We start from the raw sequence: 11,375 nt of genomic DNA, 5'->3' as shown, positions 1-11,375 counted from the left end.
AACATGCGTCCACGTAAGCGCTTCGATTTCAAATGTCCTATCGAAGTCATGAGCGAAGTGATGCAGAAAGCCTTGGCTATGCAATATGATGCTCCTGCGTCAATTCAATAACCGTGTTGCACTCAGCTCCTGCAACCGCCCCAGGTAAACCGATCATTCCCACTCTATTATCAATAAGCCATTTTTGTTTTTTATTTTCAACGGCTTATTATACTGATAATCGGTAACACCATGATAAATACCATGCTCAGAAATTCCTTAAAAATAATTTCATTTTTTACTGACAGCTCCTCTCAACAGGGTCAGAACCAGCCAAACCGGGTAAAAAGCCACCAACCCTGTGGAGACGCCCATCCCCGCTACTGTCAGAAAAAAGGTATAACGCTGACGCTAACCATTTTACCGTATCTCTCCCGACCCAACCTAAAGAGATTTCAGTCCCCCTCGAAGCCTGCCGAAATGCTCAGGGCAAGTGTCGGGAGTTCATTGCGCCCCAATGATACTATCGTGCCCTCGAAAAAACAGCGGGAACAGCCTTAAATGCGCGAACAATTGGAGCGATATCAAGTCTGGCTTTATCTCCTAGTCATCCTGGCCGGCATGACCATCGGCTGGATGTCACCAGAGCAGACCCGTCATTGGGAAGCGCTGCTTTGGCCCGCACTGGGCGTTCTCCTGTACACCACTTTCACTCAGGTACCACTGATACATCTCAGGTCGGCATTTCGTGATCGCCGCTTTCTGGCCGCTTTGCTGACGGGCAATTTTATCCTGATACCGGTGGTCGTTGGTCTTCTGTTGTGGCTGTTACCGGATGATCCCGCTATTCGTCTCGGCGTACTGCTGGTACTGCTGGTGCCCTGTACGGACTGGTTTATCAGTTTTACCCATCTCGGTGGTGGGGACGGTGCCAGGGCCATAGCGGCCGCGCCGATCCTTCTGCTGGTCCAGCTCATTTTGCTACCCATTTATATCTGGCTCTTCATGGGCAATATCGCCATTGAACTGGCGGTTGGCAGCCACTTGCTGCCGGCATTCTTCGGATTGATTGTCACCCCGCTGATCCTGGCCTGGATTACCGAACGGTTGACGGAAAAGCACCCGCGCGCGCAAACACTGGTGGACTGGCTTGGGTGGCTGCCCGTGCCGTTGCTGGCATTGGTGGTGTTTCTAATTGCCGGTTCCCAGGTCAGCCTGGTGATCGACAATGGCGCCCTGCTGTGGTCGGCGCTTGTGGTTTTTGTACTTTATCTGGTTGCCGCCGCTACCATCGGCAAGGGGCTCAGTGAGCTATTCGGGTTCACGCCCACTATCGGCCGCACCCTCACCTTCAGCTTTGGTACCCGCAACTCCTTCGTCATGCTGCCGCTGGCGCTGTCACTGCCGGAGCCCTGGCGTGCCGCCATCGTTGTCATCGTCTTCCAATCCCTGGTCGAGTTGTTTGGCATGGTGGCGTATCTGCGTTGGCTGCCGCGCCTGATCAGGAATGCCGACTGAGCCGGGAACGCAGCCTTACCCGGCGCAACAGGACAATTGAGTCACGTCCTTGGTAAAAGTCTGGGCGCAGAGCTTGAGCCCTTCCACCATGGTCAGGTAGGGAAACAGCTCTTCAGCCAATTCCTGCACGGTCATATTGGCCCGCATCGCCATGACCGCCGGCATGGCGCGAAGATCGAGCATAGCGTCGCCGCCGGCCATATTGATCCCGGCCCGGCTGCCCCCGGCGGCAGCCACATAGACGAACTGCGGTTGGTCGGTGCAATCGCCCGCCACTCAGGGCAGCGCACTACGGACACACGTAACGCCATGGGAGTCCAGTCCTTTCTATGTGGTTGCCTTTCTGCTAGGCTCACGATCAAATTCCGGGACCACTTGCATGATTAAACGCTGTTTCATAGTCGCAATGACGCTGTTGATTGCTTTGCAGTCAGTGGCGTCTATTGCCTATGAAACACAACCGCACAACCCCGCAATGCCACATTATGATGCGCATTCACACGAATCAGCGGATTTTTCCAGCGAAAATCAGGCAACCAAGTCGTCTCCCGGCAGCCCCAGTCATTCAACGGACCATGGCCATCACAGCCACAGCTGCTTTCACATGGTATTGCTGGGAACCCTCACCAACATTTCCGGCTTGACTGCGGGAATAGTACTGTCCGACTACCAAGCCAACTTCACCACCGGGGTTCAATCCTCCCTTTTCCGCCCTCCCATTTCCTGACCCTGCGAATATCTTCCCCACCCGGGGAATAACCGTCATTTAGAATTTCGTAGGAGCAGTCTCATGCTTTTCAGAATGCCCATAACTGGGCGGCGCGCAATGCCATGCCATTTTATTATTCATGCCTTTTGCCTTCTAACGCTGGCATTCGGTTCTGCCCTGGCACATGCCGGTGACAAACCACTCACTCTGTCCGAGGCACTCTCGCGGGCCATGGCGCAAAACCCCGGCCTCCAGGTCTTCGATTTTCGCCTTCAGGGTCTTGAGGGTCGCCGCGTTACGGCAGGTCAAAATCCTGCCCTGGAGGCCGATCTGGAAGTGGAAAACTTCCTCGGCAGCGACAATCTGCGAGGGGTCGACGGGGCGGAGTACACCCTGTCCTTGTCATCGGTCCTCGAACTTGGCGGCAAGCGTCAGGCCCGCGTCAGCGTAGTTGACTCACAATACGGGCGGGTCGAGGCCGAGCGCCGGGCCGAGACCCTGGATCTCTTGGGACAGGCGACCCAGCGCTTTGTCGCCACACTGGCCCTGCAGGAAAAACTCCAACTGGCCGCTGAAGCTGTGGCGCTGGCCGAGGCCACCCACGAGATCGTCACCCGTCGCGCCGACCGCGGCGCGGCGCCCCAGGCCGAAGTCCTGCGCGCCAGGGCCGCGCTCACCCAGAGTCGTATTGAGCAGTCCCGTCTTCGAGCCGCCTACGAGAGCCGGAAAATGGCTCTGGCTTCCCTGTGGGGCGATACCAGCCCGGACTTTCAAATGCTGGAAGGCGATCTGTTCCAGTTCGGTTCATCCGACAACTTCGATGCCCTGTACCAGCGGGTCAGCGACAGCCCAGCCATTCAAATCTACGCGAGCGAACAGCGTATCCGCGAAGCGGAGATTCAGCTGGCGCGCAGCCAGTCCGAAAGCGACATCCGTTGGCAGGTGGGCGTCCGGCGTTTCGAGGAGACGGATGATACCGCCTTGACCGCAGGGCTCTCGGTACCGCTCTTTTCCGGACGGCGCAATCGCGGCGAGGTGCAGGCCGCCCTGGCGGCGCGGGATGAGGTCCGATTCCGCCGGGAGGATACCCTGCTGCGCCTCCATTCGCGCCTGTTCGACGCCTACCACTTGCGGCAACAAAGTATCGAGACTGTTGAGCAGATTCGCAGCCAAATGCTTCCCGACCTGACCGAGGCACTCACTCAGACCCGCGAAGCCTATGAAAACGGCCGCTACAGCTATGTGGAGTGGACCGCCGCACAGCGGGAACTGCTCTCAGCACGGCAGGCATTGGTCGACGCCGCCACCACGGCGCTGCTCAACCAGGCGCTGATCGAACAACTCACGGCGCAGCCCCTCGTGGCTGTTCCGGGCGCCCCGACGCGCTAACCCACAAATTCAGGATTCACACCATGCAACTGATGAAACAACTCTGTCTGATTCTGGTGGCCACCTGCCTTGCCATCAACCCTTTACAAGCCGCCGAGAAACAACAGGACGAATCGCAGGCAGAGGCCAGGGGGCCTCACGGCGGCATACTGCTGCAACAGAATGACGCCACCGTCGAACTGCAAATCTTTGAGCAGGGCGTTCCCCCGGAATACCGGGCCTGGGTCACCAAGGCTGGCCGCGCCGTTACCAATGATATTGACCTCAATGTCCAGCTCACCCGCCTGGGCGGGCAAGTGGACACATTCGACTTCGCCTACCAGGGGGACTACTGGCTGGGGGATGGCGTGGTGACCGAACCCCACTCCTTCGACGTGGAAGTGACCCTCGCCATGGACGGCAAGAACTACCGCTGGCACTGGGAATCCCACGAAGGTCGCACCCGGATCGCCCCGGCTATCGCCCAAAAAGCGGGTATCACAACGGCCGCAGCCGGGCCGAGTGCCATCGAGCGCAGCCTCACCACCTACGGCAGCCTGACCACGGCACCGCAGCAGATTGCCCGGATCCGCGCCCGTTTCCCGGGCGTGGTCAGCCAGGTGAAGGTCAATCTGGGCGATCGGGTCGAGCGTGGCAACGTACTCGCTCAAGTAGAATCCAACGAAAGTCTGCAGACCTACGCACTGCGAGCGCCCATCGACGGGATCGTCATTGAGCGTCGGATCAGCAACGGGGAAATGGCCGGTGAGCAACCCCTATTCGCCATTGCCGATTTGACCACTCTGTGGGCGGAATTCAAGGTCTTCCCCGGCCAACGGGCCGAGGTTGCCATTGGCCAGAAAGTCCGACTGAAGGCTGACGGCATCGAGCGGGAAGGCACCATCCGCCACCTGCTGCCGGCACCCAGTAACGCCCCCTACACCCTGGCCCGGGTTGAAGTTGACAACGCCAAAGGCCTGTTGACCCCGGGTTTGCTGGTGGCCGGGGATATCGTGGTGGAAACGGTGGAGGCCCCCCTCGCCGTAGACAACCGCGCCCTACAATCCTTCCGGGACTGGACTGTGGTGTTTATTCAGGTGGATGACACCTACGAGATCCGCCCACTGGAGCTGGGCCGCAGCGACGGCAACCTGACTGAGGTGCTGGGCGGCCTGCAAGCAGGCGATCGCTATGTGGTGGAAAACAGTTATTTGATCAAGGCCGATATCGAAAAATCCGGCGCATCCCACGACCACTAACCAGGAGGCTATGATGATCAATGCCATCTTACGTCTCTCGGTAGAGCGGCGGTTTTTAATGTTATCCCTTATTCTGGTGCTGGTCGGCGTGGGCGTGTGGAGTTTTCAGCGCCTGCCCATCGACGCGGTGCCGGATATCACCAATGTCCAGGTACAGATCAACACCGAGGCACCGGGCTATTCGCCTCTGGAGGCGGAGCAGCGCATTACCTTTCCGGTGGAAACAGCCTTGTACGGCCTGCCCAACCTGTCCTATACCCGGTCCCTGTCCCGCTACGGCCTGTCCCAGGTCACGGTGGTGTTCGAGGAAGGCACGGACATCTATTTCGCCCGCAATCTGATCAATGAGCGATTGGGCGCCATCAAGAGCGCGCTGCCACCCGGGCTGGAGCCGGAGATGGGTCCCATCGCCACCGGTCTTGGCGAGATCTTCATGTACACCGTAGAAGCCCTGCCCGGCGCCGCTCAAGCGGATGGCAGTCCGCTGGACGCTACGGCACTGCGGGAGATCCAGGACTGGATCATCAAACCCCAGTTGGCCCAGGTGCCCGGCGTGATCGAAGTCAACACCATTGGCGGCTACGACAAGCAGTACCACGTCACGCCGTCGCCCCAACGGTTGCTGGAGTTCGGCATCACGGTGGATGAACTGGTCAGCGCCCTGCGGGCCAATAACACCAATCGCGGCGCCGGCTATATCGAACGCAACGGCCAACAGCTGTTGGTGCGCTCGCCCGGGCAGCTGGCCACCATTGGCGATATTGAACAGGTGGTGATTGCCAACCGGGATGGTGCGCCAGTCCGGGTAGCCGATGTAGCTGAAGTGGCCATTGGCAAGGAGCTGCGCACCGGAGCCGCCACCCGCGACGGCAAGGAAACGGTGATGGGCACCGCCATGATGCTGGTGGGGGAAAATTCCCGGGCGGTAGCACAGGCGGTGGCCGAGAAACTGGACGCCATTCAGCCCTCCCTGCCCGACGGCGTCAAGGTGGAGGCGGTATACGACCGCACAGCCCTGGTGGACAAGGCGATTGCCACGGTGGAGAAGAACCTGCTTGAAGGGGCACTGCTGGTGATCGTGGTGCTGTTTCTGTTGCTGGGCAACCTGCGCGCCGCCTTGATCACGGCAGCTGTCATTCCGCTTTCGATGCTCGCCACCATCACCGGTATGGTGCGGTCTGGCGTATCCGCCAATTTGATGAGTCTGGGGGCGCTGGATTTCGGCCTGATCGTCGACGGCGCGGTCATCATCGTCGAGAACTGTATCCGGCGCCTGTCCCAGGCCCAGCACCAGGGTCAGTTGGCCCTCAAGGAACGTCTGCAATTGGTGTTCGAGGCCACCAACGAAGTGATTCGTCCCAGCCTGTTTGGTGTCGCCATCATTACTGTGGTGTACCTGCCGATCTTTGCCCTCACCGGGGTCGAGGGCAAGATGTTCCACCCCATGGCGGCCACTGTCGTAATGGCACTGCTGGCGGCCATGGTGCTGTCACTGACCGTGGTGCCCGCCGCTGTTGCGGTCTTTATGGGGGGCAAGATCAGCGAAAAGGAAAGCCCGGTAATCAGCGGTGCTAAATCGCTCTACAGGCCTGCGCTGCGGGTGGCTATGAGGTTCCGCTGGCTGGTGTTGGGCGGCGCGACCACGCTGGTAGCGGTCTGTCTCTGGCTGGCGACCACCCTGGGGTCGGAATTTATTCCACAACTGGATGAAGGGGATATTGCACTCCATGCCCTGCGCATCCCGGGCACCGGGTTGGAGCAGTCCATCGAGATGCAATCGCAGCTGGAAGAACGGCTGAAGGCCTTTGGGGAGGTGGACAAGGTGTTCGCCAAGATCGGCACGCCGGAAGTGGCCACCGACCCCATGCCCCCCAGCGTGGCGGACAACTTCGTTATCTTGAAGCCCCGCAGCCAATGGCCAGATCCAGACAAAACCAAGGATGAACTGGTGGCGGAAATGGCAGAAGCGGTGGAAATGCTTCCCGGCAACAAGTATGAGTTCACCCAGCCCATTGAGATGCGCTTCAACGAATTGATCTCCGGCGTGCGCGCCGACCTCGGTATCAAAGTGTTCGGCGATGACCTGGATCAGTTGCTGACATCGGCCAACGACGTCCTTGAGGTTGTGGAATCCATGGAGGGCGCTGCCGATACCCGGGTCGAACAGGTGACCGGCCTGCCCATGCTGTCGGTACACCCCAAGCGCATGGCGCTATCCCGCTACGGGCTGACAGTGGATGATCTCCAGGATCTGGTGGCAGCCGGTGTCGGGGGCGAAAACGCCGGCCTGATTTACGAAGGCGACCGCCGCTTCCAGTTGGTGGTGCGTCTGCCCGAAGACATCCGCCGGGATGTGAACAGCCTCGCGGACCTGCCAGTCCCCCTGCCGGACGGCGGCTATGTGCCCCTGTCGGAAGTGGCCGAGCTGGAGCTGGCTCCGGCGCCCAACCAGATCAGCCGGGAAAACGGCAAGCGTCGGGTGGTGGTCACCGCCAACGTGCGGGACCGCGACCTGGGCGGATTTGTCGAGGAAGCACAGGCGCGCATTGCGGACGACGTGGACCTACCCGCCGGATACTGGCTGGATTACGGCGGGACCTTCGAGCAACTGCAGTCCGCCAGTCAGCGGCTTGCCATCGTGGTGCCCGTGACCCTCGCCATCATCCTCGCACTCTTGGTGATGGCCTTCGGCTCCCTCAAGGATGCCTTGATCATCTTCACCGGCGTGCCACTGGCCCTCACCGGCGGGGTTCTGTCCCTGTGGCTGCGAGACATGCCCCTGTCGATCTCGGCGGGTGTTGGCTTTATCGCCCTCTCCGGGGTGGCGGTGTTAAACGGCTTGGTGATGATCGCCTTTATCCGCGATCTGTGGCACGAGCAGGGTGACCTGATGAAGGCCATTGTCGAAGGCGCCCTGATCCGCTTACGGCCGGTATTGATGACCGCCCTGGTAGCAAGCCTCGGCTTTGTACCCATGGCACTCAATACCGGCACCGGTGCCGAAGTACAGCGTCCTCTGGCGACCGTGGTGATCGGCGGGATTATCTCGTCCACCCTGTTGACGTTGTTTGTACTCCCTGTGCTCTATGCGCTGTTGCATGGCAGAAGTGCCAGTAACTCCACGCCCACAGGCGACATTAATCACGACACTGATAGTTAACCAACACTCCATCGTGGGGGGGGAATCTCCCCATGATTTTTTCAATGTTCTTTTATTGCGGTTTATATCCTGGAAAGACTATGAACGATCCACCCAAGCAACGAATAGATGACTTGAAAGAAGCCTCACCCTTTCGAACACATCGCATCCACGCCATCAACAGTGACTGGTATTTTTTAACCCGTGAAGGTCAAAATATCGGGCCATTCCCGAACAAAAAAGCGGCCGAAGACAGCCTTGCGGAACTCCTGAAAACTGTCAAAAAGGATGAGTAGCCAATGGCCCAAAATCCACAAAGTCGCCAAGGTACAGGCGACCAGGCACAGAGTAAGCTGAATACAGCAGATGCCTCTTTATAAATAGCCACCAACTAGGTTAACCCAATGAGTCACGACCATGTGCATATACCCCCCGAGACCAAGGATAAACGCGTTGCCATCGCCATCTGGGCGAACGGGATCCTGACCCTGGCTCAGATTGGGGGAGGTATCTTTGCCGGCAGTCTCGCCCTTATCGCGGACGCCTTGCATAACTTCTCTGACATGGCCTCACTCGTCATCGCGTTCGCGGCGCAAAAAATTGCGCGCCGCCAGGCTGACGCAAGGATGACCTTTGGCTACGGACGCATTGAAATCGTTGCAGCTCTCATCAACTACACTACCTTGATCATTATCGGGATCTACCTGGTTTACGAAGGTGGCATGCGGATAATCGATCCTCCAGAGGTAAAGGGCTGGTGGGTCGTCTGGCTTGGTGGTATCGCTCTGGCTGTGGACGCCTTGACAGCGTTGCTCACCTATTCGATGCAGAAAGACAGCGTCAATATCCGTGCACTGTTTCTTCACAATCTGTCGGATGCACTCGCGTCGGTCGCCGTGGTCATTGGCGGGACTCTTATTTTGCTCTACGACATGCGCTGGGTTGATCCTGCCATCACCATCGGTATCGCGGGCTATATTCTCTACCTGGGCCTGACAGAAATCGGCGGCACCATCAGAACACTCATGCTGGGTAGCCCGGTGGACATCGATACCGATGCCGTCATTGTTGCCCTCTCCAACATCGAAGGCGTTATCGACCTTCACCATGTGCATTTTTGGCAGATGGGCGAACACGATGCCTCGCTGGAGGCCCATGTGATTATCGAGGAAAGTGCATGGGATCAGCTTGAGAATATCAAATACAGGATAAAACAGGCTCTGGCGCAGGAATTCAACATACGTCATTCAACACTGGAATTCGAGCACCCGGACCACATGCACAAGGATGCCCACACCTATGGGCACGGTTGACAGAAAATTCTCCATAAGCATCGGCGAGAGCGGCGACTATTTTAATAGGCCGCCCAGGCGCGGAATTTTGCCGGCATGAATCCGAGCAGCGAGAAAGGACCAGAGACTAATAGCGCAGTTGCAGAATTCGCCGGGCGCCATTCAGCACAATCAGCCCGATGATCAGACCAATAACCAGGTCGGGATAACGGGAACCCGTCCAGGCGACCAATACACCGGCGACGATAACGCCCACATTGGCGATGACATCGTTAGCGGAAAAGATCCAACTTGCTTTCATGTGTGCGCCGCCGTGCCGGTTTCTTGCGATAAGCACCAGACACCAGACGTTGGCCGCCAGGGCCACAAGACCAAAACCCATCATTAACGCGGATACGGGTTCGCTGCCGAAAACAAATCGCCGCCCGACTTCAGCCAGGACTCCCAGCGCCAGAATCAACTGCAGCCAGCCTGACAAATGCGCCGCGCGCAGCTTGGTGCGAAGGCTGTTCGCCACCGCATAGAGGGCGACGCCATAGACCGCGGCATCAGCAAACATGTCCAAAGAATCCGCTATCAAGCCAGTGGATTGCGCCAGCCAGCCTACCGTCAGTTCAACCACGAACATAACGCCGTTGATGGCCAGCAACCACTTCAGTATACCGGCTTCGACCTGGGCGGTTGCCTCTTCCTTCTCCCTGGCCAGGACTAAATCCTCTTCCCCCGCCGGGGTGGTTTTTTCGAGCGTGGCACCCAGCCCCAGGGAACGCATCCTCTCCTCGATGGCAGCCCCATTGTCGCCATGGAATACCCGCACCTTCCGATTCGGTGTATCGAACTCCAGTAAAACCCGGGGCTCAATACTGTCCAGAGCCATGCGGATCATCCCCTCTTCCGACGGGCAGTCCATTTTTGGTACCCGGTAGTCACTGACATAGCCATGTTGAAAAGCCGTATCAGTATTCGCTATCCCAGAAGTGGGGGCACTGGCAATCTTGTTGCTCTGGCAGTTGTCATTACACGGGTCAGACATCGAAAAAAGCCCTTGAGAATGTACAGACGGTCACTATAAACTCTATAACAACTATAGAGTCAATCGGAATATTGAGAGATGATAAAAATCGGCGAACTGTCGAAAGTGACTGGCTGCTCCGTGCAAACCATCCGGCATTATGAAAAGGAACAATTGATTGCCTCCGCAGAACGCAGTGAAGGTAATTTTCGCCTGTACGATGAAGTTGCCGTTGAGCAATTACTGTTCATCAAGCACTGTCGCAGCCTGGATCTCAGTTTGCCGGAGATCCGGCAATTATTGGGATTAAGCCGTTCCCCCGGCGCACAATGTGATGACGTGAATCGGATGATGGATAGGCATATCGAGCAGGTGGAGGCGCGTATCCAGGAACTAACCAAACTGAACGAGCAACTGAGAATGCTGCGCCGCAGCTGTTCAAACGGAGGTGTACGAATTTTTGTGTAACCGGCTAATGAGCGACACTGTCGCTCCGAACCGGAGACACGATGAGCAAGAAACTACATCCCATCACCGACGAGCTGCTGGATCAGCTCTTGGCCAACTATCAAAAACCTGAAGACCTGATTGGTGCCGAAGGCATCCTCAAGCAGCTGACCAAAAAGCTGGTTGAGCGTGCGCTGGATGCCGAGTTGACTCACCATCTGGGGCACGACAAGCATCAGCCGGTCGGTAACTCGTCTGGCAATACCCGCAACGGCTTTAGCCGCAAGAAGCTCAAGGGCGAGTTCGGCGAGCTGCCCATTGAGATACCGCGTGATCGGCATGGCACCTTCGAACCGCAGATCGTCGAGAAGCACCAGACCCGCTGGGTGGGGTTCGACGACAAGATTCTTTCGCTGTACGCACGGGGCATGACCGTGCGCGAGATTCAGGCACACCTACAGGAGATGTATGGCGCCGAGGTATCGCCCAGTCTGATCTCCTCGGTGACCGATGCCGTAACCGATGAGGTGAAGGCCTGGCAGTCACGGCCGCTCGACGCGGTCTATCCCATCGTCTACCTCGACTGCATCCACACCAAGGTGCGTGAGGGTGCCGTGCGGGTGAAGGCGGTTTACCTGGCGCTGGGCATCAA

The 11,375-nt window shown here is 58.0% G+C and carries 10 protein-coding genes and 2 pseudogenes; 10 read left to right on the top strand and 2 right to left on the bottom strand.

Annotated elements, in window-relative coordinates; genetic code table 11:
• Positions 1-111 (top strand): annotated as a pseudogene (locus AC13EY_RS00235) (IS30 family transposase); the annotation flags it as partial.
• Positions 112-540: 429 nt separating this feature from the next.
• A complete protein-coding gene (locus tag AC13EY_RS00230; RefSeq protein WP_042924031.1) occupies positions 541-1,497 on the top strand; it encodes an arsenic resistance protein in 957 nt (318 codons plus the stop codon).
• A gap of 15 nt (positions 1,498-1,512) precedes the next feature.
• On the opposite strand, the pseudogene AC13EY_RS00225 reads toward AC13EY_RS00230, so the two are convergent.
• Positions 1,513-1,770, bottom strand: a pseudogene (locus tag AC13EY_RS00225) (mercury(II) reductase); the annotation flags it as partial.
• A 106-nt stretch (positions 1,771-1,876) separates the two neighbouring features.
• Between AC13EY_RS00225 and AC13EY_RS00220 the strand changes: the two are divergent.
• The 6 genes from AC13EY_RS00220 to AC13EY_RS00195 all read left to right on the top strand — a co-directional run bounded on the left by AC13EY_RS00220 (position 1,877) and on the right by AC13EY_RS00195 (position 9,285).
• A complete protein-coding gene (locus AC13EY_RS00220; protein WP_228247711.1) occupies positions 1,877-2,224 on the top strand; it encodes a hypothetical protein in 348 nt (115 codons plus the stop codon).
• Between the two features lie 63 nt (positions 2,225-2,287).
• Positions 2,288-3,595 carry a TolC family protein gene (locus AC13EY_RS00215; protein ID WP_172415953.1) on the top strand — a complete coding sequence of 436 codons (1,308 nt, stop codon included), beginning with the start codon at positions 2,288-2,290 and terminating at the stop codon, positions 3,593-3,595.
• A 23-nt stretch (positions 3,596-3,618) separates the two neighbouring features.
• Positions 3,619-4,833 (top strand): efflux RND transporter periplasmic adaptor subunit, encoded by a 1,215-nt coding sequence (locus AC13EY_RS00210; RefSeq protein WP_228247712.1) that lies wholly within the window; start codon positions 3,619-3,621, stop codon positions 4,831-4,833.
• A 13-nt stretch (positions 4,834-4,846) separates the two neighbouring features.
• A complete protein-coding gene (locus tag AC13EY_RS00205) occupies positions 4,847-7,993 on the top strand; it encodes an efflux RND transporter permease subunit (RefSeq protein WP_233049040.1) in 3,147 nt (1,048 codons plus the stop codon).
• Positions 7,994-8,073: 80 nt separating this feature from the next.
• Positions 8,074-8,268, top strand: a complete 195-nt coding sequence (locus AC13EY_RS00200) for a DUF6316 family protein (RefSeq protein ID WP_062372392.1) — start codon at positions 8,074-8,076, stop codon at positions 8,266-8,268.
• 108 nt (positions 8,269-8,376) lie between these two features.
• Complete coding sequence (locus AC13EY_RS00195) at positions 8,377-9,285, top strand: cation diffusion facilitator family transporter (protein ID WP_042924023.1); 909 nt, start codon at positions 8,377-8,379, stop codon at positions 9,283-9,285.
• A gap of 106 nt (positions 9,286-9,391) precedes the next feature.
• Here the strand turns inward: AC13EY_RS00195 and AC13EY_RS00190 are convergent, their stop codons facing one another.
• Positions 9,392-10,297, bottom strand: coding sequence for a cation efflux transmembrane domain-containing protein (locus AC13EY_RS00190; RefSeq protein ID WP_042924021.1), 906 nt, complete (start codon positions 10,295-10,297; stop codon positions 9,392-9,394).
• A gap of 78 nt (positions 10,298-10,375) precedes the next feature.
• Here AC13EY_RS00190 and AC13EY_RS00185 point away from each other — a divergent pair, with 78 nt between their 5' ends.
• Both AC13EY_RS00185 and AC13EY_RS00180 read left to right on the top strand, forming a co-directional pair.
• Positions 10,376-10,744 carry a Cd(II)/Pb(II)-responsive transcriptional regulator gene (locus AC13EY_RS00185; RefSeq protein ID WP_228247714.1) on the top strand — a complete coding sequence of 123 codons (369 nt, stop codon included), beginning with the start codon at positions 10,376-10,378 and terminating at the stop codon, positions 10,742-10,744.
• A gap of 41 nt (positions 10,745-10,785) precedes the next feature.
• Positions 10,786-11,375: IS256 family transposase (locus AC13EY_RS00180; RefSeq protein ID WP_482875828.1), on the top strand; the 590-nt coding region annotated here is incomplete at its 3' end.

Source organism: Halopseudomonas sp. L-58 (assembly GCF_056859475.1).
Note: the sequence above shows the minus strand (reverse complement) of the source record. Positions and strands in the feature narration are given on the sequence as shown.

Excerpts from the sequence above, each read along its gene's own strand:
- AC13EY_RS00230 (WP_042924031.1), top strand. The coding sequence starts at position 541 with ATGCGCGAACAATTGGAGCGATATCAAGTCTGGCTTTATCTCCTAGTC.
- AC13EY_RS00220 (WP_228247711.1), top strand. The coding sequence starts at position 1,877 with ATGATTAAACGCTGTTTCATAGTCGCAATGACGCTGTTGATTGCTTTG.
- AC13EY_RS00215 (WP_172415953.1), top strand. The coding sequence starts at position 2,288 with ATGCTTTTCAGAATGCCCATAACTGGGCGGCGCGCAATGCCATGCCAT.
- AC13EY_RS00210 (WP_228247712.1), top strand. The coding sequence starts at position 3,619 with ATGCAACTGATGAAACAACTCTGTCTGATTCTGGTGGCCACCTGCCTT.
- AC13EY_RS00205 (WP_233049040.1), top strand. The coding sequence starts at position 4,847 with ATGATCAATGCCATCTTACGTCTCTCGGTAGAGCGGCGGTTTTTAATG.
- AC13EY_RS00200 (WP_062372392.1), top strand. The coding sequence starts at position 8,074 with ATGAACGATCCACCCAAGCAACGAATAGATGACTTGAAAGAAGCCTCA.
- AC13EY_RS00195 (WP_042924023.1), top strand. The coding sequence starts at position 8,377 with ATGAGTCACGACCATGTGCATATACCCCCCGAGACCAAGGATAAACGC.
- AC13EY_RS00190 (WP_042924021.1), bottom strand. The coding sequence starts at position 10,297 with ATGTCTGACCCGTGTAATGACAACTGCCAGAGCAACAAGATTGCCAGT.
- AC13EY_RS00185 (WP_228247714.1), top strand. The coding sequence starts at position 10,376 with ATGATAAAAATCGGCGAACTGTCGAAAGTGACTGGCTGCTCCGTGCAA.